Raw genomic sequence first — 23,090 nt, 5'->3', positions numbered from 1 at the left:
GGGCGCAACTGTTTTAGAGAAGAATCACCTTACCCACCATCTCGGCAGGCCCCGCCAAGACCACGTGTTCCAGATCATCGGGACCCAGCACAAAGGTGACGGCTAGGGTGCCGCCGGGAACATACACCAGCCACTCATCGGGGGCTTCTTCCCCACCCCAAAACCGGGTCGCCGCCGCAGCGGCACACGCCCCGGTACCGCAGGACAGGGTCTCGCCGACGCCGCGCTCGTAGACACGCATACGCACAGCCCCCACACCCGAGGCACCGGTTTCTGCCATGGTCTCCTCGATTTCCTCGGGAACCACAAACTCCACGTTGGTGCCCTGAGCCGGGACGGGGGAAACCTGGGGAGCTTTCTCCAAGCCCAGCCCCTCAAGTTTGCCAATGCTGCCCAGCATGACCACGGTGTGCGGGTTTCCCATAGAGATCGACAGGGCCGGACGCGGTGTTATCAGTCCCCCGGCACTCACCGTGGAGTCAGAGCCGGTGTCCCGTGCCTGGTCGCCGTGAATAAGGCTCCAGGGCCCCATATCGACAGCGTAGCCGTCCTCGGTCTTGCCCACAGTTTTTACCCCGGCCCGGGTATCAATCTGCACCTGCTCCCCCTCGGCCAGGGATATCAGCCCCTCGGTCACCAGGTAGTGCACAAAGGCGCGCACACCGTTACCGCACATTTCGGCAACGCTGCCGTCGGCATTGCGGTAGTCCATAAACCATCGGTCCTCCCCCGATTCAGTACCGGGGCTCACCGCCTTTGTTTTTACGGCCCGGATCAAGCCGTCTGCCCCGATACCAAAGTGGCGGTCGCAGACAGCGGCCACCAGTTCAGGGGTGATATCAAGGGCAGCGTCGGGGTCTGTCACCAGCACAAAGTCGTTGCCGGTGGCCTGCCCCTTTGTCAGGGATACACCGGTGGCCTGCCCCCACCTGTTTTGGTTCTCACTCATTGCACCCTCTCAAGCAAACGATTCTCCTGTGCTATTTTACGCTGTCGAGGGCTCTCAAGCCCTCGGCCTACACCGGGTTGGGTTACCCGCCCCGCCCCATAAAATCGCGGGCCAGTTTGACCGCGTGTGCCACCGGGTCGGCACCGGCCCAGTCGATCCAGCTCACCCGCGGGTCCGCCCTAAACCAGGTGAGCTGGCGGCGGGCAAATTGCCGGGTGGCCGTCACCGTATCTTCAATTGCCCGATCGACCGTGTAGGGCTCGTTCAACAGGCCGCGGCTTGAGTCAAGCACCCGCAGAAACTGCCTGTAGCCGATAGCCTGTGAGGCCGTTTTACCCTCGCGCAGTCCCCGGGACTCCAGCCGCTCGACCTCGGCCAACAGGCCCCGCCGGTTCATCACCACAACCCGGGTATGCAGACGTTCATGCAGCTGGTGGCGGTCCCCGTTAATGCCGATCTGTAGCGCCTCAGACACGTAGCGGCGCACCGGCATAAACGACGAAAAGGGCCGGCCCGTCACCTCCCACACCTCAAGGGCGCGCACCAGACGACGCTCGTCGGTGACCCGTGCCGCGGACTCGGGATCGACACTGGCCAACCGGGCCCGTAAAACCCCGCTGCCCTCCCGTGCCAGCTGGGCTTCAAGCCGTGCGCGCACCTGCGGGTCTGTTCCCGGAAATTCTAGGTGGTCTAGGGCCGCCCGAACATACAGGCCGGAGCCACCCACCAGGATGGGAACCTTTCCGCGGGCGGCTATCTGACTAAACAGTTCACGGGCCTGACGCTGAAAAACCGCCACCGAGGCTTCCTCACGCACATCCATAATATCGAGTAGGTGGTGGGGCACCCCCCGCATTTCTTCCGGGGCCAGTTTAGCCGTGCCGATATCCATGCCCCGGTAGAACTGCATGGAGTCGGCGTTGACGCATTCGCCATCCAGCGCCAGAGCCAGCTCTATGGCCAGATCACTTTTACCGGAACCTGTGGGGCCAACCACCGAGATAACGGGTAATGCCGACATGGTAGGTAACTACTTGCGGAAGGTCGGCAGACCCAGGTTAACCGGGGCACCGGGCACCTGTGTGGTTCCGGCACCGCAGGAGTCCGCCTGAGCACGATCCCACGCATCGCCGGCCCGGGATCTGCGCACCGCGTACTGTGCCGGTTCCGGATCGGAAAGCAGGTGGAAGGAGCCGGCCTCCGTGATGGGCAGGGTCACAAAGTCGCCGGGACGCGGGGTCTCGGCACCGTCGGGAACGGAGAAGTGCACCAGCCGCATATCGGGGGTACGCCCCGCCAGGCGGTGAGTCTGTTCCGCCTTCCGGCCGGATTCAGCAACAACCATCAGCTCTACCGTCTTACCCAGCTGCTTACGGTTTTCTTCGCCGGCAATACGATCTTGCAGGGCGATCAGCCTCTCATAGCGTTCCTGAACCACCGCCTTGGGCACCTGGTTATCCATGGTCGCCGCCGGGGTACCCGGGCGAATCGAGTACTGAAAGGTGAAAGCGGACGAGAACCGGGATTCCTCAACCACCCGCAGGGTCTGCTCAAAATCTTCGTCGGTTTCGCCGGGGAACCCCACAATAATGTCGGTGGTAATGGCCGCGTGGGGTATCTTTGCGCGCACCTTCTCGAGAATCCCCAGGAATTTCTTGGAGCGGTAGGAGCGGCGCATCTGCTTCAAAATCCTGTCTGACCCCGATTGCAGGGGCATATGCAGCACGGGCATCACGGCAGGTGTTTGCGCCATAGCGTCGATAACGTCGTCGGTAAACATTGCCGGGTGGGGGGAGGTGAAACGGAGCCTCTCCAGCCCCTCGATCTCTCCGCAGGCCCGCAGGAGTTTAGAGAATGCCTGCCTGTCACCAAATTCAACCCCGTAGGAGTTGACGTTCTGCCCCAGCAGGGTCACCTCAACCGCACCATCGGCGACCAGCGCTTTCACTTCGGCTAGGATATCCCCGGGGCGGCGGTCTTTTTCTTTACCCCGCAGTGAGGGCACGATGCAGAAGGTGCAGGTGTTGTTGCACCCCACCGAGATGGAGACCCAGCCGGAGTAGACGTGGTCGCGTTTGGTCGGCAGGGTGGAGGGGAAGACCTCCAACGACTCCAACAGCTCTGCCTGAGCCTCCCGGTTGTGGCGGGCACGCTCGAGCAGGGTGGGGAGCGATCCGATGTTGTGGGTACCAAAAACGACGTCCACCCAGGGGGCTTTTTGGAGGATGGTGTCCCGATCTTTCTGCGCCAGGCAGCCGCCCACGGCAATCTGCATCCCCTCACGGTCGCGTTTGACCGAGGCCAGCATACCCAGGTTGCCGTAGAGTTTGTTGTCCGCGTTTTCCCGCACCGCGCAGGTGTTAAAGACCACCAGGTCCGCGATTTTTCCCTCTTCTGCCGGTACGTAGCCGTTGGCTTCCAGCAGGCCGCTCATGCGCTCAGAGTCGTGTACGTTCATCTGGCAGCCGAACGTGCGCACCTCGTAGGTGCGTGTGGCGGGGGCTGTTTCTGCTGTTGTGGATTCAGAAAGATTCAAGGTCACCGTTAAAGGGTACTAGATGGCTATGAGCGGCTGCCGTGTCCGCTGCCTCAGTAGCCGCTGTTTTCGTGCACGGGATAAAAGTTGCGGGGGGTAGCCCGTCACGGGGTTTCGGGGTACTGCCCAGCGCCGTTTTCCGCACAGAACCTATCCATTTCGTGTTTCACCGCGTTGATGGCAAGTGACTGCGGGTAACCCCTGCGGGCTAGCATTCCCACCAGTCGTCGCATAGTTTTTTCTCGCTCTGTCCGCTGAGATAGATCTGTACCGGGGCGAAGCTTCTTGCGGACCAGTTCGCGCGCATCGGCCCGTTCGTCGGCCTCGGTGCGCTGTTCCAGTGCAAGTTCTGCTATCTCACCGCTGATACCCCTGTCGTTGAGTTCCCTGCGGATAGCGGTTCTGGAAAGCTTTTTGGCTGTGGCCCGACTGCGCACGTACATCTGAGCGAACTCGGCGTCGTCAACCAGCTTGGCCGCCTCAAACCTGTCGAGCACATCGGCAGCGGTGTCGGGACTGATACCCCGGTCATTCAGCTTTTTCTCAAGCTGGGCTCGGCTCTTGGCCGAGGCGGCAAGTTGGTTGAGCACAATATTCTTTGCTCTGGTGAATTCTGATTCCGCTGCCCGGCCTGAGCCTCCGTCCCCGCCATCAGCGGAGGGTTCGCTGGCCCCGCTACCGGTCAGGTCTTCTGCCGCACCGGCGGCAGGGTGCCAGTCAGGAAAATCACTGCGCATCTCTCGCCTTTCGTTCTCTTCCATCTCTCGCACCCCGCGTCTCTACCGCGCAGCCTCCATCGACCCGGCTCCTTCTAGAAATTCTCGCTCACCGCATCAAGCGGGTCAACCACACCGGCCAGGTTGTCTTCGGCGGGGCTTTCAGTTTCTTCTGCCTCAACAATGCCCAGCTTGACCAGGGTCTTATATTTGATCTCCTGGGCAAGCTCGGGATTATCTTTGAGAAAACGGCGCACATTTTCTTTGCCCTGACCCAGCTGATCCCCCTCATAGGTGAACCAGGCCCCGGACTTTTTAATAATGTCGTTCTCAACACCCATATCGATAATTCCGCCCTCGATAGAGATGCCTTCACCGTAGAGAATATCGAATTCTGCCTGCTTGAAGGGCGGAGCCATCTTGTTTTTAACCACCTTGGCCCTGGTGCGGTTACCGATCGGGTTGGCACCGTTTTTGAGGGTTTCGATACGGCGCACGTCAATACGGACCGAAGCATAAAATTTCAGTGCTTTACCGCCGGTAGTGGTCTCGGGAGAGCCAAAGAAGACACCAATTTTCTCGCGTAACTGGTTAATGAAAATAGCGGTGGTGCCGGTTTGCGAGAGCCGGCCGGTAATCTTGCGCAGAGCCTGGGACATGAGACGGGCCTGAAGACCCACGTGCGAATCCCCCATCTCGCCCTCAATCTCAGCACGCGGCACCAGGGCCGCCACCGAGTCAACCACCACAATATCCACGGAGCCAGAACCCACCAGCATATCCATGATTTCAAGCGCCTGCTCCCCGGTGTCGGGCTGGGAGACCAGCAGCGCATCGGTATCCACCCCCAGCTTGGCCGCGTAAACCGGATCAAGCGCGTGTTCAGCATCAATAAAGGCGGCAATACCACCCTTCTTCTGCACATCTGCCACCGCGTGCAGGGCCACGGTGGTCTTACCCGAAGACTCAGGACCGTAAATCTCAATCACCCGCCCGCGCGGCAGTCCACCGATACCCAGGGCAGCATCGAGGGAGAGGGCACCGGTTGAAATAGTCTCAACCCGCACAGCCTCCTTATCACCCAGGCGCATCACCGCGCCCTTGCCGTAGTTCTTATCAATCTGCGCCAGCACCGTCTCCAGCGCTTTTTCGCGGCCCTCTTCAGCGACCCTGCCAACCTGCTGGGTGTTACGCGATTTTGCCATTAGTCTTTACCTCACTTAATCCCGTGGGACATAGCTTGTGCATTCATGAACCACACTAGGGGAACCCACTGACAATTTAGGGTGATTTTTTAAAACTGTGGATAAAAGTCACCACACTATATAGATCATCTGCCTGTGTACAGAGCTTACCCGTATTCGAACATATTTTCTACTTTCACCGGCGGTAGCATCCACCGCAGGCAGGTATCAGGGTTTAGGGGCCCTATCGGGACCCCAGCGGCGGGCCTCGGGAATTTCTTGAACCTCGCAAATTGCCAGCCAGACCCCGCGCACGTCCTCCCCCTTCTCCAGGGCCTCCGCAGCGGTGATATTGCCAAACTCTGAAAGCACCAAATCACGGGCAAGCACCCTGGCATAGCTGTCACCAAACTCGTACCCCATCGCTTCCCAGAACTCACTTATTTTCATGAGGACCTCCAGAACACACAGCAAGAGGAGCCGTGTACCCGCATCGGATACACAACTCCCCTATCTCAAACGGTTTAACGATTTTTATCGGGTTGCCAAAGGACGTTCAGCACCGGGAATATCCCTGGAGGATGTTGCCGCAATACCGTATTCGCGTTTGAACTGTTCCGAAAGCTCGGTGGGAACGGTATCGGGAACCGAGAACCCCTCCTCAACCGCCATACGGTCTGATACCTCGCGCAGCATCTGTGACAGCGAAATCTTCAGTGCCTGGCAGATCGAAGCAAGAAGCTCCGAGGACGCCTCTTTCTGTCCGCGCTCCACCTCGCTCAGGTAGCCCAGCGAAACACGAGCACTGTGCGACACCTCACGCAAGGTGCGGCCCTGGCGCTGACGAACATCGCGAAGAACCTCGCCGATAGCGTGCCGGAGAAGAATTTCTTTCTGCTCGCGGGGGGCGGGGGCAGTCTTTGCGGTCTGACCCACATCCCTCCAACGGACGACACCGTTCACGGACACGGGTTGCTTAGTCATTTTTATACCTATCTCCTGGTATTTTGTAGGCCGCTGAAATCTTCAGCGGCGGTTTCCATTAGCCTAACTTATTTTCGGTTATTGGCAAGCGACCTTTTAGCTTGTGGCGCTACCCGGCAGCTCACCGACCGTCTACGGTCGTCTCTGCCGAAAGCAACTTCAAGGCTTGCAATACATATAACAGCATGAACCTGTGTTTTCATTCCCCGATTCCCAGAAATATGTCTGGGCGTTCTCTTGGAAAAACTTGGGAGACTCACTGCGGGGTAGCAACTCAGGCGTCCATCATCTCGCGGTGAAGAATCTGGAGAGCATCAAAGGCTGCCCGTTCCCTAATCTGCTGCCTGTGCCCCGAATAGTTTTTCTCAATAGACCGAATACCGTCAGGACCAAACACGCCGATATAGACCCTGCCTACCGGCTGCCCATCATGGGGATCGGGGCCCGCCACCCCCGTGGTGGAAACCGCATAGTCTGCACCGCACATTCTGGCAGCGTGTTCGGCCATCAGCTCAGCTACCCGCGGATCCACCGAACCGCGTGCGGCAAGAAGGTCCCCGGGCAGACCGAGCACATTCTCTTTCACCGAATTCGCGTACGAGATAACCCCACCGGTGTAGGTGGCAGAGGCCCCGGCAACAGAGCAGATAGTTGCCCCCAGTATTCCACCGGTCAGCGACTCGGCGGTAGCAATTTTTACTCCGCGCCGTACAGCGAGAGCTACCAGGGGCGAAGCCGCACGCACCGGGTCCTGCTCGACCACAACAATAGGGTTGGTTTCGGTTAGCTCAGCCACAACTACCTCCTAGAGAACTAGCACCACGCACCGGGTACCACCAAAGACACCGGAATAGATGCTCCTCTTCCATTCTTAACCAGAAAGGTAGCGCCCGTCCAGGGTCCTAGCTATTTTTTGCCAGATAATCTCTGCGCAGCTGAAAAGCCTTAACAACGTAGTCAATCCCCGTGGTCACTGTAATCACCAGAACAACCGCCATCAGAATATAGCCGGGAATCAATGCCCAGCTAGCGACCAAGCCCAGCGGTATAAGCAGCAGCACCAGGGCTACCGTCTGAAGAACGGTCTTCAGTTTTCCACCTTTACCGGCCGCCATCACACCGTAACGAATCACAAAGAACCGCATGACGGTAATACCCCACTCCCGCACCAAAATTACGGCGGTCACCCACCACCAGAGTTCACCGAGCAGAGACAGCATCACAAAGGCAGAACCGGTCAAAAGCTTATCGGCGATCGGGTCGGCAATCTTGCCAAAACTGGTGATCAGGTTGCGTGAGCGGGCCAGGTGTCCATCGAGCCAGTCGGTCACCATGGCAAGCACAAAGACCGCCAACGCCCACCAGCGGGCACCCAGGTGGTCACTCCCGTAGGGTCCTCCCAGCACCATCAACCACACAAATAGCGGCACCATAGCGATGCGCACGGCGGTGAGCAGATTGGGAAGATTCCAGTTAGAAGCATGCGGAGTCTGACTCACGCGGGCCCCCCTTTCTCGGTCATAAACTTAAAACAGCAGCTGGCAACCTATGAGCGGCCGGTCAGATTCCAGGCATCTTCGTCGGGTTCATCGGCCGAATCATGGTAGTCCTGGGCGGGGGCACCGGCGGGTGCCGCGGTCTCGGTCTGTTGCGGTGAGGAGTCTTCCCAGCCGGTATCCGTAGCACCGGTGGCGGTTTGACCGGCCGGTGGATCTTCACCGCGAATTTTTGCAAGAACCGCCGGAAGGTCATCGGGAAGCACCAGAACATCGCGTGCCTTCGACCCTTCTGAGGGGCCCACAATATCTCTCGACTCCATCAGGTCCATGAGCCTACCGGCCTTAGCAAAGCCCACCCGCAGTTTGCGTTGCAGCATGGAGGTTGAACCAAACTGGGTGGTGATCACCAGTTCTGCTGCGCGCAAGAGGTCGTCAAGGTCGTCGCCAATATCCTCATCGATCTTCTTCTTCTCGGCACCCTGAAAAACATCTTCCTGATAGTGAACCGGCATCTGGGCTTTCACGTGCTCCACAATTTCGTGAATTTCAGATTCACCCACCCAAGCCCCCTGCACACGCATAGGCTTTGAGGCCCCCATGGGGAGGAACAGGGCATCACCCTGGCCGATCAGCTTCTCGGCACCGGGCTGGTCGAGCACCACCCGGGAGTCGGTCACCGACGAGGTGGCAAAGGCCATGCGGGAGGGAACATTGGCTTTAATGAGGCCGGTGACCACATCGACCGAGGGCCGCTGTGTCGCCAGCACCAGGTGGATACCGGCAGCCCGTGCCAGCTGGGTGATACGCACAATCGACTCTTCGACGTCGCGCGGGGCAACGAGCATGAGGTCGGCAAGCTCATCCACAATCACCAGCAGGTAGGGGTAGGCTCTCAGCTGACGTTTAGACCCGGGCTCGGGCTGGATTTTACCCGCTTTGACAGCCTGGTTGAAATCGTCAATGTGTTTATAGCCGTAGTGGGCCAGGTCATCGTAGCGGGCGTCCATCTCGCGTACCACCCACTGCAGTGCCTCAGCCGCTTTCTTGGGGCTGGTAATAATGGGGGTAATCAGGTGCGGGATACCCTCATAGGCGGTGAGCTCCACCCGCTTGGGGTCAACCATCACCAGGCGCACCTGGTCGGGGGTTGCCCGCATAAGAATAGAGGTGATCATCGAGTTGACGAAAGAGGACTTACCGGCCCCGGTAGCACCGGCCACCAGCATGTGCGGCATCTTGGCCAGGTTGGCAAGCACGAATCCTCCCTCAACATCTTTGCCCACGCCCATGATCATGGGGTGGTCGTTGGTGTGCGCCTGCGGCGAGCGCAGAACATCACCGAGCACCACGGTCTCCCTGTCGGTATTGGGGATTTCGATACCGATAGCTGACTTCCCCGGAATGGGCGAGAGTATCCGCACATCGGCCGATGCCACGGCATAGGCGATGTTCTTGGAAAGGGCGGTGACCCTCTCCACCTTGGTTCCGGCTCCCAGCTCGATCTCGTAGCGGGTGACGGTGGGGCCGCGAGAAAAGCCGGTGACCTCAGCGTCAACGTTAAACTGGTCAAGCACATTAGCCAGTGCCTGCACGACGTGTTCGTTGACCTCGGAGGATTCTTTGGCCGGTGGGCCGGTCACCAGCATTGCCTCTTCGGGTAGCTCGTAGTTGCCCTGGGAAGACTCCACTACCTGGCCCGGGCGCGGCTCGTTGGTGGGGGCCGCTACCGTGTTATTTTGCAGCGTTTTACCGGTCCGTCCGCTGGCGGCAGCCGTGTCGGCTACCGGGGCCGGTGGAAATGCCTGTGCCCCGGCGGAGCCGGCCTCGATGAGGGCGGTTTCATCGCTGCCGACCCTGCCATATTCCACCGCGGCATTTTGGGCCTGGGCCAGCCGCTGGGCCGGAGCATCAGAGGAACGGTCGTAGTCGGTGTCGATGAGGGTTGGGTCTTTTTCCCAGTCTCCCTGGTCAAAGAGTTCGTTTTTGGAGTTTCTTTTGTTCCGAGTTCCCGAGCCGCGGCGGGCCTTCGCCGGTTCTGCCGTGTTCTTCCGCCCGGTTTCACCGGGGATATCTCGCCCATAGATGTCGTAGTCGTCGGAGAGGAGCGCGGTGTCGAAAGCTTCGTCGCCGTCGTAGCGGTCAAGACGGCGATCCTGCTGACCCTTACGCCCCAGGCCCAACCAGGCCAGCAGGCCGCGCCGAGCCGGGGTAGTTCCGGTCGAGGTGCCTTCTGTCTCGTAGAGGTAGCTGCGGTCGTGTTCTTCCCCGCCCAGTACATCGGTGTTGGCCTCATCACCTGCACGGGCGGGTTTTTCGCCCAGTAGCAGACCGATAATGTGCACGGTCTTGGGCCAGATATGGCGGATGGGGGTTTTGGTGGCAATGAGCAGCCCCACCATAAAAATCAAAATAATAATGAGCCACTCAAAAAATTCGATCCCGCCCACCAGCCGTACCAGCGGCGCAGACAGGGTTAAGCCCACGATTCCGCCCCCCGACCAGACAGCATCGAACCCTTCCGCCAGCGTGGGGTAGCCGGCGAGTTTTGCTCCCAGCATCGACAGGGCGCTCACCATCACCAGCATGCCGAGGGCTATGCGGTTGTTAGCGTGCACGTCCAGGGGATGGCGGAAAATCCTAAACGAGAAAATGAGAGCAAATACGGGGATCAACAGGGTCCCCTGCCCAAAGGTGCCGCCCACAGCAACATGCCAGAGGTTGATCAGCCAGTTTATCCAGCCCGGGGCCTCCAGGGCGCGCCAGGCCCACCATTCCACTCCGGCTGTCATCACACCAAAGAGCAAAATGAGCAGGGCACCGCCGTCTCGGCGGTCTTCGGGGCCGATGTCGGTGCGTAGAGCACCCATGCGACGCACGGCGGCGCCCACGGCGTGGGCGCACCCCATCCAGGCACCGAGTACCGTTTTGCTCAGCCAGTTCTGCGGCTCGGCCCCCCGTTGTCGGGAAGAGCTGGTGCGCTGACGGCTGGCGGTTCGTGCCCGCGAGGTGTTTTTTTTGGCCCGCGTTGTATTGCCCGAGCCCGACGATGTTTTTGGTGTCATATATCCCGTGTTATCAAGGTTCTGCGGAGAATACTCGCGATGTGCGCGAGCGTTCTCCGCACTGGCTACACAGACATTGTAATCCTAAACTACATGTTTAGATTTTTTGTATTATCGTCCCTTTTCCACCGGATTCTCCACCACAACCGGAATAATCATGGGTTTGCGCCGCAAACGGCGGGCCACCCAGGCGCCGATAGTGCGGCGCACAATCTGCTGAAGCTGGTGGGTGGTCTTGTCCGCGGACTGGTGGAGAGAGTCTTCCAGAGCCGCGGTGATCTTGGGAATAATATCGTCGAAAACCGATTCGTCTTCGGCAACACCGCGGGCATGGATATCGGGCCCGGAAACCACCCGCTTGCTGTTACGGTCGATCACGGTCACAATCGAAACAAACCCTTCTTCACCCAGCACACGGCGGTCCTTGAGGTCCTCTTCGGTAATTTCTCCCACCGAGCGGCCGTCAACAAAGACATAGTCGCACTTGACCTGTCCCACGATCGCCGCCTTACCCCCGGCCACATCGACCACGGTACCGCCCTCGGCAAGAATCACGTTTTCCCGCGGAACCCCGGTCTCTACCGCCAGGTTACCGTTGGCAATCAGGTGGCGTACCTCCCCGTGCACGGGCATCACGTTCTTGGGCTTGAGAATGTTGTAGCAGTACAGCAGCTCACCGGCGGCCGCATGGCCCGAAACGTGCACTTTGGCGTTGCCCTTGTGAACCACATCGGCACCCAGTTTGAGCAGAGAGTTGATCACCCGGTACACCGAGTTCTCGTTACCGGGAATCAGCGACGAGGCGAGCACAATCGTGTCCCCCTCCTCCACCTGCACCTTGTGGTCTCCGCTGGCCATCCGAGAGAGGGCGGCCATGGGCTCACCCTGCGAACCGGTGCACATCAGCACGATCTCATCAGCCCGGTAGTCGTCAATTCTCTTCAGATCAACCAGGGTGTTTTCCGGTACCTTCAGGTAACCCAGCTTCTCGGCAATAGTCATATTGCGCACCATAGAGCGCCCCACCAAAACCACCTTGCGGCCGCGCTCGGCGGCGGCATCGAGAACCTGCTGCACCCGGTGCACGTGCGAGGAGAAAGACGCCACAATGATGCGCTGGGGGGCATCACGGAAAACAGCGGAGAGAACTTTACCAATATTTTTTTCGGTGGGGGTAAAACCCGGCACCTCGGCGTTGGTCGAATCGGGCAGAAAAAGGTCAATCCCTTCCTCCCCCAGGCGGGCAAAATGCCTCAGGTCGGTCAGTCGCCCGTCCAGTGGCAGCTGGTCCATCTTGAAGTCACCGGTGTGCAGCACCTTGCCGGCGACCGTGCGGATAAAGACCGCCAGGGCATCGGGGATCGAGTGGTTGACCGCCACGAACTCGCACTCAAAGGGGCCAAAGTTCTCAACCTGCCCCTCCTTTACCGTGAGTGTATACGGCTTAATCCGGTGCTCGGCGAGTTTTGCCTCAACCAGCGCCAGGGTCAGCTCAGACCCGACCAGGGGAATATCGGGTCGACGCTTCAGCAAATAGGGCACGGCCCCAATATGGTCCTCGTGACCGTGGGTGAGGACCACCGCAACAATATCGTTGAGGCGATCTTTAATGTAGTTGAGATCGGGAAGGATCAGGTCAACACCGGGCTGAGACTCTTCGGGGAACAGCACCCCGCAGTCCACCACCAGTAGTTTCCCGTTAATTTCGTAGACGGTCATGTTGCGGCCAACCTCGCCCAACCCGCCCAGCGGAACCACGCGCAGCGTGTCTCTCTTCAATTTCTTCGGCAAACGAATTTCTGAGTCGATTACTGCCAATATATTTTACCTTTCATGTCACGGGACAAGCGAGCCCACAAACACGCGCGTTCGTGAGCCCGCTTGTCCCGATCTACCTGTGTTATCGAATAATGGTGCCAGCTATCATTGAGTCAGCAAGATCTGCCCGCATGAGCTTCTCTTCTGTAACGGTAGGTGCCACGTGCGGCAGGCGCACAGAGGCTGAGTCCAGCCTGCTCTGCCAGGAAAGAATATTTTTTGCGGCCACACAGCCGGGGACCCGGGTCATGGTTGCGTTCACCACCGGGACAAGGTCACGGTGAAGTTTTTGTGCGCGGGCACTGTCTCCGGCGAGCGCGGCGTCGATCAGCTGGCGGAAAAATTCCGCCGCCACGTGGGTGGTAACACCAATCAGCCCGACAGCCCCGATCGACAGCCAGGGCAGTGTGAGTCCGTCGTCCCCAGAATAGTACTGGAGGTCTGTTTTCGCCATCACCCGTGTAGCGGCACCAAAGTCTGCTTTAGCGTCTTTGACCGCCACAATGGCGCGGTGTTCGGCCAGTCTCAGGTACGTCTCGGGTTGGATGGGTATACCCGCGCGGCCGGGAATGTCGTAGAGCATAACCGGGGTTGATACGGCATCGGCGACAGCCCCAAAGTGGGCGGCAAGCCCGGCCTGGGTGGGCTTGTTGTAGTAGGGGGTGACCACCAACAGCCCGTCCACACCCACCGTTTCTGCCCGGGCGGCCAGTGCTAGGGTGTGGGCGGTGTCGTTAGAACCCACGCCGGCAACAATTTTTGCCCGGGACCCCACGGCCTCTTTGACAATGCGAAAGACGCGCTCGTTTTCCTCATCGGTCATGGTCGAGTATTCACCGGTAGTCCCGCACACCACAAGCCCGTCGTGGCCCCTGTTCACCAGGTCTTCGGCTAGCGCCGCGGTTGCCTGCTCGTCTACCAGGCCCTCCCCGGTGAAGGGGGTGACCATTGCGGTAAGCAGCCGACCAAAGATGGGCTCGGCGGCACTATCTTTAGGTGTGGGTGAAGGCTCGGACATAGACACAAGCCTACCCGGTTTTGTTTTCTTTCGCCCGATTTTTTGCAGTGTGAAAACTTACGTTTGTCAGTTCCGACTACAGCCTCAGGTCAATATTGGTGTGCCCGGCCCGCACCGCCCAGGCTATCCGCATGGCCCGGCGGGCCCGTTTTCTATCGCCGGCCTGCCCGTAAAGGGTCGACGCACGGAACCAGTTTTTCCAGTTTCCGGGATCGCTGGCAAGCACTACCCGGAATTGTTCGAACTCGGCATCGGCTGCGGCTCGGTCAACCCTGCCCGAGGCAGAGCGCGGGAGGGGCTCGGTCACCTGCTGCCCCGCCTGCCCCAGCTCGTCTGCCATCCGCTGCACCCGAGCACCGAACACGATTTCTTTGCCCACGGCCCAGGTTGCCACGCCGGCAAGCGCAACCAGCCCAACCCCCAACAGCACCGGGGCCGGCCGAGGGGTTTCCAGCAGAAGAACACCGCGCTGTAGACTCAGCGCCAGGTAGAAGACCAGTGCGGCAGCGGCCAACGCAACAAAGGTTTTACCCATATGACGGGCCTCAACCACGGTAAAAACCGCGCAAAAGACCAGGGTCACCAGAATAAAAAGTTTGGTGACCGCAGCTATCGGCAGCAGCCAGAGCGTGAGCAGCCCCATCGCGATTGCGCACACCGTATATAACTTCAGAGAATTCATGCTCGCGGCTAGATCCCCAGGTAGCGGTTGAGCCCGTAGGTGAGACCCGGATGAGCGGCCACCTTCCTGATTCCCAGCAAAACACCGGGCATGAATGAGGACCTGTCAAAAGAATCATGGCGGATAACCAGCTGCTGACCGGCATCGCCCAGCAGAACTTCCTGGCTGGCGGTGAGCCCCCTCAGCCTCACCGCATGCACCGGCACACCGTCAATACGTGCGCCGCGGGAACCGCCCCGGTCTGTCTCCGTGGCATCGGGGGGCACCGGGGTCCCGGCTTCTCTGCGCGCGGCCGCAATCTTCTCTGCGGTATGGACGGCGGTGCCGCTGGGAGCATCGACCTTGCCGGGGTGGTGCATCTCGATCACCTCAACCGACTCAAAATAGGGGGCAGCCTGTGCGGCAAAATCCGCGGCTAAAACAGCACCGATAGCAAAATTCGGTGCGATCAGAACACCCACACGGGGGTGGACCCGTAACAGCTCGGCAAGGTTCGCGCGTTTCTCCTCATCCCAGCCGGTGGTTCCCACCACCGCGTGAATACCGTGCTCCACAGCAAACCGCACAGTGGCTTCGGTGGCGGCAGGCACGGTGAGATCAACCAGCACCTCAGCCCCGCTGGAGAGAAGAAGCTCGCGTTCGCTATCGCGACCAAGGCTTGCCACCAGCTCCATATCAGCTGCGGCAGCCACAGCACTCACCGCACGGGCGCCCATCCGGCCCCGCGCACCCGCTACCGCTACCTTCCAGACCCTGCCCACAGTTTCTCCTCGTATCACCTCGAGTTCTTTTTCACGATCAACTCTATAACGCACCCCCAAACTTTGTCCCCCGGCAAATCCGTTCTAAACTTATAAAGTTGCCGTTATCTACCTTCCGACTAGGGTTTTCTGGGTAGGAACCACGCCCATATAGCGCACCATGAGGTTTGATGTGAAAGACGACCATGTTTTCTACTCCACCGTGGATCCGGCAGAAGGAACAAGGCACTATATTCTGCCCGGCCTCGACGGGTTGCGCGCGGTTGCGGTACTCGCTGTGCTGGTCTATCACCTCTGGCCCGGCACACTTCCCGGCGGCATGGTCGGCGTCGATGTCTTCTTCGTAATCTCCGGTTACCTCATCACCGCCCTGCTTCTTCGCGAAGCCGCCTATACCGGCCGAATGAACATCGTTTCCTTCTGGGTGCGCCGTGCCCGCCGTCTCTTCCCCGCCATCCTGGTACTGGTAGCCGCAGTGGGTAGCATGGCCCTGCTGGTGCGCGGCGATATTCAGGTGGGGTTGGGCCGGCAGGTGCTGGGGGCCTTCACCTTCTCCTCCAACTGGCTCTATATCGGCTCCAACAACGACTATTTTGCGCAAACCTCCCCCGAGCTTCTCACCAATTTTTGGTCTCTGGCGGTCGAGGAACAGTTCTATATTTTCTGGCCGGTCCTTCTAGTTTTACTCTTCATGTCCGTGAGCCGGTGGTCCCGCCGGGCTGCCGTACCGGTCATACTGGGACTGCTATCACTTCTGGTCGCCACGGTACTGACACTCACCGGTGCCAGCCCCAGCCGGGTTTACTACGGCACGGACACCCACCTGTTCGGGCTCATGATTGGCGTGTTTCTAGCCCTGCTCATTCCCTGGAGCATGTACCCGCCGGCCGATCGTCGTCTCTATCCGGTGGTGGGATACGGTGAAGGCGCAGCAGGCTTCGCCCGCACCCTGCTGGGCTGGTTTTCCCTGGCCGGTATCATCGTCCTGTGCTTTGAACTCGGTCACCGTTCCCCCCTGCTGATGCCCTGGGGTCTACTGGTAGCTTCGATATTCTCCGCCGGTGTCATTCAGGCGCTTTTTGCCGATGTTGACACACCGGGCACCCGCCTTCTGCGCGGTCTTCTCTCGCTTCCCCCTCTGGTCTGGATCGGCAAAAGATCCTACGGGATCTACCTGTGGCACTGGCCGCTCTACGTGCTTGCCCACTATATCTTTGGCGCCAGCCCCGGGCACGGTGTCATGCTGCTGGTGCTCGTGACCACCCTGGTCATCGCCGGTCTCTCCTTCATGTACGTGGAGGAACCGGTGCGCACGCTGGGCTTTGGCGGCGCGCTAGCCGCCTGGTACGCCGCAGTGCGCGGGGCTGCGACCCTTCCGACGATCGGAGCCATAGCGCTCATACTGGGTCTGGGATCCACCGGGGTGGCGGTAGCGACCGCGCCCGCGATGACCGAGGCGGAGGCGGTGGTTGCCGCGGGATCTGACAGCCCCGGAACACGTCCCCACGCCGACGCGCAGCAAGACCGGGACCCCGTCGAGGCCGCCGGCCTCACCCCCGTGGCAATTATCGGGGATTCCGTGACGGTTGCCGCCACAGAATCACTGCGGGAACTGCTCCCGCAGGCCGATATCGACGCCGAGGTATCCCGCACTCTCTCCCAGGTACTGCCGGAGCTCACGCAAAAAGCCGCAGAAGGAAAACTGGGGACCACCGTGGTGATCTCGCTGGCCACCAACTCCACGATGAGCGCCCAGCTGATCGACGAAACCGTCACCCACCTCTCCCCCGGCGGCGAACGCACCATCGTCTTTGTCACCGGTGTCGCCCCCGCTCATCTCACCTGGGTGGAACAGTCAAACAGTCTGATCAGGGAAGCGGCAGAAAAACACCCCGATACCGTGGTGGTCGCCGACTGGGCCTCGGCCGCCGCCGGGCACAGCGACTACCTGGTCTCCGACGGGGTACACCCCACCGGGGAGGGCCAGCGGGTATACGCTCGCACCGTAGCGGAGGCTGTAGAAGCCGTCAACAACCGGTAGCAGCCCGCTAACTCACCGTTGTGGTTACCATCTCCTGCTCTGCTAGCCAGGCTGCCAGCGAGTGCACCTGGTCGAGGGTAACCGACCGGATGCTCTCCAGCAGTTCGTCCAGGCTGGTGTAGCGGCCCGACTCCAGCTCCGCCCGGCCCAGCCTGCTCATACGGGAACCGGCGTCTTCGGCTCCCATAATCGTTGCCCCACCCAGCTGCCCCACCACCTTGGTCAGCTCGTCCGGTTCCAGCCCACGCTGCGCTACTTTTTCAAATTCCAGGCCCATGAGCTGGCGTACCTGCTCAACTTTTTCCGGCAGGCACCCGGCGTAGAGGCCAAAATAGCCCGTATCTGAGTATGCCCCGGAGAAGGCGAACGTCGAGTAGGCCAGTCCGCGTTTTTCGCGGATCTCCTGGAAAAGTCGTGACGACATGCCCCCGCCCAGGGCCGAGGTGAGCACGCTGAGGGCGAACCGGCGGTCGTCGCCGGCAATAATACCGGGGCATCCCATCACAATATTGGTCTGCTCAAAACCCTTGTGCACCCGCCGCTGTTTGGTTTCGGGAAAAATCTCTTGCCGTCCACGCACCCGCCTGGCCCGAGGGGGCGCTCCCTCGGCAAGGTCCCAGCGGCGGGACAGCGAATCCAGCACCAGGTTCACCACCTCCCCGTGGTGCAGTCCGCCCGCCGCCGAAATAACCAGACGGTCGGGGGTGTAGAACCGGCGGTAGTGTTCCCACACTTTTTCGCGCGGCACCGAGCGAATCTCCTCGGGGCTGCCCCCGATCGGTCTCCCCAGCGGGTGCCGCCCCATGAGCTGTTCCACAAAATTTTCGAAGACGACGTCGGTGGGGTCATCCTGGTCCATAGCGAGCTCTTCAAGGATTACCCCGCGCTCCTGCTCCAGCAGGTCGGCGTCAATCTCCGCGTCTGCCACCATATCGGCCAGCACATCAACCGCCATGGCAAGGTCATCGCCAAGTACCCGGGCATAGTAGCAGGTGTGCTCTTTGGCAGTCAGCGCATTGGATTCCCCGCCCACCTCGTCAAAGGCCCGGGCAATATCGAGGGCAGTCCGGCTACCGGTGCCTTTAAAGAGCAGGTGTTCAAGAAAATGGGTGGAGCCGAGCATACCCGGCTGCTCATCCCGTGAACCGACCCCCACCCAAAAACCAATCGAGACACTGCGCGATGAGGGCATACGCTCGGTAATCACCCTCACTCCGCCGGGAAGAATCGAACGGCGCACCTCGTTACCGCCCTCCCCCTCATCAATAACCCGACCCTTCAGATAGTCAGCTTCTTCGGCGGTGAGGTCGGGGTCGGTAGGCAATATAGTCGGCATAAATTCCTCAAGACAACAATCAAGATAACAATACGGTGGTTAGCGGGCAGAAAATCTAGCGTCCCTCAGTCTACCCCCTCAAAGCTGTGGCCCCGCAACCGTACGGTTGCGGGGCCACAGCAAAACCCAGGGCTAAGCCTCGATGTCGGTCTCGAACTCTTCGGCCACACCCTCAGCAAAGACCGGGGCTAGCGAGAGCTTACCGCGGTCGTCAATCTTGACAATCTCAACCTGAACCTTCTGGCCCACAGAAACCACGTCGTCAACATCGTTGACACGGCGGCCATCGTTGAGCTTGCGCAGCTCAGAAATATGCAGAAGACCATCCTTGCCGGGGGTCAGCGAGATAAACGCACCAAAGGTGGTGGTTTTCACCACGGTGCCAAGGTAGCGTTCGCCCAGCTCGGGCACCTGCGGGTTGGCAATCGCGTTGATAGCGGCCCGTGCCGCCTCAGCGGAGGGCCCATCGGTTGCCCCGATATAGACGGTGCCGTCATCCTCAATCGAAATATCGGTACCGGTGTCCTCCTGGATCTGGTTGATCATCTTGCCCTTGGGCCCGATCACCTCACCGATCTTGGAGACAGGGACAGAAACAGAGATCACCCGCGGCGCGTAGTCACTCATCTCGTCAGGGGCATCAATAGCGGCGTTGAGCACCTCAAGAATGTGCAGGCGGGCCTCGCGCGCCTGGCTGAGGGCACCCGCGAGCACGGAGGCGGGAATACCGTCAAGCTTGGTGTCAAGCTGGATAGCCGTCACAAACTCAGAGGTACCGGCCACCTTGAAATCCATGTCCCCGAGGGCGTCCTCTGCACCGAGAATATCGGTCAGCGCAGCGTAGCGGGTTTCACCGTCCACCTCGTCAGACACCAGACCCATGGCGATACCGGCGACCGGGGCCCGCAGGGGCACACCGGCGTTCAGCAGGGACAGGGTCGAGGCGCAGACCGAACCCATGGAGGTTGATCCGTTTGACCCCAGCGCCTCAGAAACCTGGCGAATGGCATAGGGGAATTCCTCGCGAGAAGGGAGCACCGGGGTGAGCGCACGCTCGGCCAGGGCACCGTGTCCGATCTCTCGACGCTTGGGCGATCCCACGCGGCCGGTCTCACCGGTGGAGTAGGGCGGGAAGTTGTAATGGTGGATGTAACGCTTTGACTTCACCGGGTAGAGAGAGTCAAGCTGCTGCTCCATCTTGAGCATATTCAGGGTGGTGACACCCATAATCTGGGTTTCGCCCCGCTCAAAGATAGCCGACCCGTGCACGCGCGGCAGCACCTCGACCTCCGCCGTCAGCTGGCGGATATCGGTCAGCCCGCGACCGTCGATACGCACCTGGTCGGTGAGGATCCGCTGGCGCACGGTCTGCTTGGTCAGGGCGTTGAAAGCCGCGTTGATTTCGTCGTCGCGGCCCTCGAACTCTTTACCCTCACCGGCCAGTTCCTCCACCAGCTGCTGTTGCAGGGCGGCCGATGCATCTTCTCTCTCCTGCTTGGCGGCGATCGAGTAGACCTCAACAATCTTCTGCTGGGCAATCTCGCGCACCGCGGTATCGACGTCGTCACCGTGAGACCCAAAGGTGGGCAGCTCCATGGCCGGCTTCCCCGCTTTTTCTTTCAGGGCGAGCTGGGCCTGGCACAGGGCCCGGATAAAGGGCTTGGCAGCCTCCAGCCCCTCGGCAACAATTTCCTCGGTGGGGGCGGTAGCACCGTGATCTTTGATGAGCTTCCACGAATGGTCGGTGGCCTCAGCCTCAACCATCATGATCGCCACGTCTTCACTGCCGTCGGCCTTGGTCACGATACGGCCGGCCACCGCCATGTCAAAGGTGGCATCTTCAAGCTGCGAATACTTGGGGAAGCCCACCCACTGACCGTCGATCAGCGCTACCCGGACACCGCCGATAGGGCCCGAAAAGGGGGCACCCGAGAGGGTGGTGGAGCAGGAGGCGGCGTTGATAGCCACGGTGTTGTAGATTTCGTCGGGCTCCATCGTGAGCACCGACACCACCACCTGCACTTCGTTGCGGATACCCTTGGTGAAAGCCGGGCGCAGGGGCCGGTCAATCAGGCGGGCGGCCAGAATCGCCTCGGTTGAGGGGCGGCCTTCGCGGCGGAAAAATGATCCGGGGATTTTCCCGGCGGCGTACATGCGCTCTTCAACGTCGACGGTGAGCGGGAAGAAGTCGAAACCATCGCGGGGGCTCTTGCCGATGGCGGTGGCCGAGAGCAGGGTGGTTTCCTCGTCGATGGTGACCAGGGCGGAACCGGCTGCCTGCTTGGCTAGCCGACCGGTTTCAAAACGAACCGTTCGCTGCCCAAATTTTCCATTGTCAATGATTGCTTCTGCAAACTGAATTTCGGGACCTTCCAAGGTGCCTCTACTTTCTCTTAGTCCGGGTGGACACGGGCCCCTAGAACCGATCTTCGATTGGAATTCACGGACCTTATCGAGATGTTCCGTAAACCGCAACCGAGGACCGCAGGGGGTATGGTCGTGTCCAAAGGTGGAGGGGATCGAGCGTGAGGGCGGCAGACACCGTCCGCTACCGGGTATCGGTGACGCCGCCCTACCGGCTCATTGTTTACCGGCGAATACCTAGACGCTCAATAAGTGAGCGGTAACGCTCGATATCAATCCGCTTGAGGTAGCCGAGCATGTTGCGGCGGCGGCCCACAAGGATCATGAGACCACGACGGGAGTGGTGATCGTGGGTGTGGAACTTCAGGTGTTCGGTCAGATCTGAGATCCGACGGGACAGAACCGCAATCTGCACCTCGGGTGACCCGGTGTCGCCCTCGTGGGTTGCGTATTCTTTAATGATTTCCTGCTTAACTGCGGGATCGAGTGCCACTAAATAACTCCTAGAGTTAGTGCCGTGTACGGCCCGAGTAGTATTTTTGCTACCGGGGTGTGAGTCGCACCCGCCGGGTGGGACTCCGCAGGTGACAACCACGGACTGCAGTCACATGCAGATCTAACACTACCCGATGGGAGGGTGAGAGAAAAGTGTGAGGGTCTCTCAAATTTTCTAGAAATTTATAGTTTTTTATTCTCGGGGGCCGCTGGCCGGTGGTCGGTACTTTGCCGGCCCACAAACACCCGGTACAGCACATAGAGCAGAAGACACCAGGCCGCACCCACAATCAGGGCAAGCTGGGTTTTTTCGAAGAAGGCGAACTGTACCACGATGGCCAGCATGAAGGTCAGAGCCAGGTAGGAGGCCCAGGGCCAGCCGGGGCTGGGGAAGCTGCTCGTTTCCCCGGTGCGCGCCAGCTGACGTTTGAAGGCGATGTGGGAGACCAGGATCATGATCCAGACCAAGACGGTGGCAAAGGTTGCCAGCGCAGCCACCACCAGGAAAACATCTTCAAACAGGACATTGATGATCACACCCACGATGAGCACCAGCCCCATGCAGGCCACCGTCATGTAGGGGGTGCCGCGGCGGTCGGTTTTGGTGAAGGATTCCGGTGCCATGCGGCGGGTGGCCAGGCCGTAGAGCATTCGCCCGGCACCGTAGACATCCGCGTTGATTGCCGACACCGCGGCGGTGATGATCACAAAGTTGAGGATGTGCGCGGCGAACGGGATACCCAGGCTGCTAAAAATTTGTACGAAGGGTGAGGTGCTGCCGTCGATACTGTTCCAGGGGGTCAGTGACATGATGACGGTGAGGGTGAGCACGTAGAAAAGCAGGATACGCACCGGGGTGGTGTTGACCGCTTTGGGAATAGAGGTGGCGGGGTTTTCGGCTTCACCGGCGGCAATTCCGATAGTTTCAATACCGCCGAAGGCAAACATCACCACGGTAAAGCAGGCGATAAAGCCTCCGAGACCGGTGGCGAAGAAACCGCCGTGGTTCCAGAGGTTGGCGATTGTTGAGGGCTGGCCCGTATCAGAGCTCATGCCGAAGAGAAGCAGGATGATTCCGCCGCCGATCATGGCGATGATGGCGGTTACTTTGATTGTGGTGAACCAGAATTCGCTTTCGCCAAAGGCTTTGACCTGTACCAGGTTAATGCCCATGATCACCAGCATGACCACCCCGACCCACACCCAGGCCGGTGACTGCGGGAACCAGAACTGCATGTAGACGGAGAAGGCGGTGACATCGGCTATTGCTACCAGGGCCATTTCAAAGGCGTAGGACCACCCCGTAACAAATCCTGCCCAGCGCCCCAGGTAGCGGGTCGCGTATTCTGAGAAGGCCCCGGATACCGGGTGTGCCAGTGCCATTTCGCCCATAGCGCGCATAACCATAAAGACTGCCGCTCCGCCGATGAGGTAGGCAAGCAGGACCGCGGGCCCGGCCAGGCTGATCGCCGAGGCAGAGCCGTAGAAGAGGCCGGTACCTATGGCTGATCCCAGGGCAATAAAGAGGATATGGCGCAGTGAGAGCCCCCGCGTGAGCTGGGCGGATGCTGCGGGTGGAGGGGCGGTTGGACGCTCACTGGCTGGGTTGCTCATGTACGGGTACCTCAATTGCTTGTATGCGGTG

At 60.0% G+C, this 23,090-nt stretch carries 19 protein-coding genes; 1 reads left to right on the top strand and 18 read right to left on the bottom strand.

The features are described 5' to 3' along the window. Positions 1-13: 13 nt before the first annotated feature. From dapF to dapB, 14 genes are all read right to left on the bottom strand, one after another. On the bottom strand, positions 14-949 hold the full coding sequence (gene dapF, locus ACS1BR_RS01420) for a diaminopimelate epimerase (protein ID WP_463559651.1): 936 nt from the start codon (positions 947-949) through the stop codon (positions 14-16). Between the two features lie 82 nt (positions 950-1,031). Beyond that, entirely contained in the window at positions 1,032-1,970 is a 939-nt protein-coding gene (miaA, locus tag ACS1BR_RS01415; protein WP_463559650.1) for a tRNA (adenosine(37)-N6)-dimethylallyltransferase MiaA, read from the bottom strand. A gap of 9 nt (positions 1,971-1,979) precedes the next feature. Continuing rightward, positions 1,980-3,491 carry a tRNA (N6-isopentenyl adenosine(37)-C2)-methylthiotransferase MiaB gene (miaB, locus tag ACS1BR_RS01410; RefSeq protein WP_463559649.1) on the bottom strand — a complete coding sequence of 504 codons (1,512 nt, stop codon included), beginning with the start codon at positions 3,489-3,491 and terminating at the stop codon, positions 1,980-1,982. A 98-nt stretch (positions 3,492-3,589) separates the two neighbouring features. Next, complete coding sequence (locus ACS1BR_RS01405) at positions 3,590-4,246, bottom strand: regulatory protein RecX (protein ID WP_463559648.1); 657 nt, start codon at positions 4,244-4,246, stop codon at positions 3,590-3,592. Positions 4,247-4,296: 50 nt separating this feature from the next. Continuing rightward, on the bottom strand, positions 4,297-5,406 hold the full coding sequence (gene recA / locus ACS1BR_RS01400) for a recombinase RecA (RefSeq protein WP_463559647.1): 1,110 nt from the start codon (positions 5,404-5,406) through the stop codon (positions 4,297-4,299). Between the two features lie 207 nt (positions 5,407-5,613). Continuing rightward, the gene (locus ACS1BR_RS01395) at positions 5,614-5,835 is read right to left on the bottom strand and encodes a DUF3046 domain-containing protein (RefSeq protein WP_463559646.1); all 222 of its coding nucleotides are present in this window, start codon (positions 5,833-5,835) and stop codon (positions 5,614-5,616) included. A gap of 84 nt (positions 5,836-5,919) precedes the next feature. After that, positions 5,920-6,369, bottom strand: coding sequence for a helix-turn-helix domain-containing protein (locus ACS1BR_RS01390; protein ID WP_463559645.1), 450 nt, complete (start codon positions 6,367-6,369; stop codon positions 5,920-5,922). A gap of 274 nt (positions 6,370-6,643) precedes the next feature. Next, positions 6,644-7,165, bottom strand: a complete 522-nt coding sequence (locus tag ACS1BR_RS01385; RefSeq protein WP_463559644.1) for a CinA family protein — start codon at positions 7,163-7,165, stop codon at positions 6,644-6,646. A gap of 106 nt (positions 7,166-7,271) precedes the next feature. Continuing rightward, entirely contained in the window at positions 7,272-7,868 is a 597-nt protein-coding gene (gene pgsA / locus ACS1BR_RS01380; RefSeq protein WP_463559642.1) for a CDP-diacylglycerol--glycerol-3-phosphate 3-phosphatidyltransferase, read from the bottom strand. 47 nt (positions 7,869-7,915) lie between these two features. Continuing rightward, complete coding sequence (locus ACS1BR_RS01375) at positions 7,916-10,930, bottom strand: FtsK/SpoIIIE family DNA translocase (protein WP_463559640.1); 3,015 nt, start codon at positions 10,928-10,930, stop codon at positions 7,916-7,918. Between the two features lie 111 nt (positions 10,931-11,041). Next, complete coding sequence (locus ACS1BR_RS01370; protein WP_463559639.1) at positions 11,042-12,748, bottom strand: ribonuclease J; 1,707 nt, start codon at positions 12,746-12,748, stop codon at positions 11,042-11,044. 82 nt (positions 12,749-12,830) lie between these two features. Next, the gene (dapA, locus tag ACS1BR_RS01365) at positions 12,831-13,766 is read right to left on the bottom strand and encodes a 4-hydroxy-tetrahydrodipicolinate synthase (protein WP_463559638.1); all 936 of its coding nucleotides are present in this window, start codon (positions 13,764-13,766) and stop codon (positions 12,831-12,833) included. Positions 13,767-13,842: 76 nt separating this feature from the next. Beyond that, positions 13,843-14,448: a hypothetical protein gene (locus ACS1BR_RS01360; RefSeq protein WP_463559637.1), complete on the bottom strand. Its 606-nt coding sequence runs from the start codon at positions 14,446-14,448 to the stop codon at positions 13,843-13,845. Positions 14,449-14,456: 8 nt separating this feature from the next. Further along, positions 14,457-15,224, bottom strand: a complete 768-nt coding sequence (dapB, locus tag ACS1BR_RS01355) for a 4-hydroxy-tetrahydrodipicolinate reductase (protein WP_463559742.1) — start codon at positions 15,222-15,224, stop codon at positions 14,457-14,459. Positions 15,225-15,369: 145 nt separating this feature from the next. Here dapB and ACS1BR_RS01350 point away from each other — a divergent pair, with 145 nt between their 5' ends. Next, positions 15,370-17,250 (top strand): acyltransferase family protein, encoded by a 1,881-nt coding sequence (locus ACS1BR_RS01350; RefSeq protein ID WP_463559635.1) that lies wholly within the window; start codon positions 15,370-15,372, stop codon positions 17,248-17,250. Positions 17,251-17,257: 7 nt separating this feature from the next. Here ACS1BR_RS01350 and ACS1BR_RS01345 read toward each other — a convergent pair whose 3' ends face one another. From ACS1BR_RS01345 to ACS1BR_RS01330, 4 genes are all read right to left on the bottom strand, one after another. Continuing rightward, positions 17,258-18,586 carry a M16 family metallopeptidase gene (locus ACS1BR_RS01345; protein WP_463559634.1) on the bottom strand — a complete coding sequence of 443 codons (1,329 nt, stop codon included), beginning with the start codon at positions 18,584-18,586 and terminating at the stop codon, positions 17,258-17,260. Between the two features lie 132 nt (positions 18,587-18,718). After that, positions 18,719-20,962 (bottom strand): polyribonucleotide nucleotidyltransferase, encoded by a 2,244-nt coding sequence (locus ACS1BR_RS01340; protein ID WP_463559633.1) that lies wholly within the window; start codon positions 20,960-20,962, stop codon positions 18,719-18,721. A 211-nt stretch (positions 20,963-21,173) separates the two neighbouring features. Further along, entirely contained in the window at positions 21,174-21,443 is a 270-nt protein-coding gene (rpsO, locus tag ACS1BR_RS01335) for a 30S ribosomal protein S15 (RefSeq protein WP_463559632.1), read from the bottom strand. 185 nt (positions 21,444-21,628) lie between these two features. Continuing rightward, positions 21,629-23,059, bottom strand: a complete 1,431-nt coding sequence (locus ACS1BR_RS01330; RefSeq protein ID WP_463559630.1) for an amino acid permease — start codon at positions 23,057-23,059, stop codon at positions 21,629-21,631. Between the last annotated feature and the right edge of the window lie 31 nt (positions 23,060-23,090).

The organism is Rothia sp. 18CD1-1 (assembly GCF_055285355.1).
Note: the sequence above shows the minus strand (reverse complement) of the source record. Positions and strands in the feature narration are given on the sequence as shown.

Coding starts and splice junctions, on each gene's coding strand:
- ACS1BR_RS01350 (WP_463559635.1), top strand. CDS start 15,370: ATGAGGTTTGATGTGAAAGACGACCATGTTTTCTACTCCACCGTGGAT.
- ACS1BR_RS01395 (WP_463559646.1), bottom strand. CDS start 5,835: ATGAAAATAAGTGAGTTCTGGGAAGCGATGGGGTACGAGTTTGGTGAC.
- ACS1BR_RS01375 (WP_463559640.1), bottom strand. CDS start 10,930: ATGACACCAAAAACATCGTCGGGCTCGGGCAATACAACGCGGGCCAAA.
- dapA (WP_463559638.1), bottom strand. CDS start 13,766: ATGTCCGAGCCTTCACCCACACCTAAAGATAGTGCCGCCGAGCCCATC.
- dapF (WP_463559651.1), bottom strand. CDS start 949: ATGAGTGAGAACCAAAACAGGTGGGGGCAGGCCACCGGTGTATCCCTG.
- ACS1BR_RS01360 (WP_463559637.1), bottom strand. CDS start 14,448: ATGAATTCTCTGAAGTTATATACGGTGTGCGCAATCGCGATGGGGCTG.
- miaA (WP_463559650.1), bottom strand. CDS start 1,970: ATGTCGGCATTACCCGTTATCTCGGTGGTTGGCCCCACAGGTTCCGGT.
- ACS1BR_RS01405 (WP_463559648.1), bottom strand. CDS start 4,246: ATGGAAGAGAACGAAAGGCGAGAGATGCGCAGTGATTTTCCTGACTGG.
- recA (WP_463559647.1), bottom strand. CDS start 5,406: ATGGCAAAATCGCGTAACACCCAGCAGGTTGGCAGGGTCGCTGAAGAG.
- ACS1BR_RS01330 (WP_463559630.1), bottom strand. CDS start 23,059: ATGAGCAACCCAGCCAGTGAGCGTCCAACCGCCCCTCCACCCGCAGCA.
- ACS1BR_RS01345 (WP_463559634.1), bottom strand. CDS start 18,586: ATGCCGACTATATTGCCTACCGACCCCGACCTCACCGCCGAAGAAGCT.
- ACS1BR_RS01390 (WP_463559645.1), bottom strand. CDS start 6,369: ATGACTAAGCAACCCGTGTCCGTGAACGGTGTCGTCCGTTGGAGGGAT.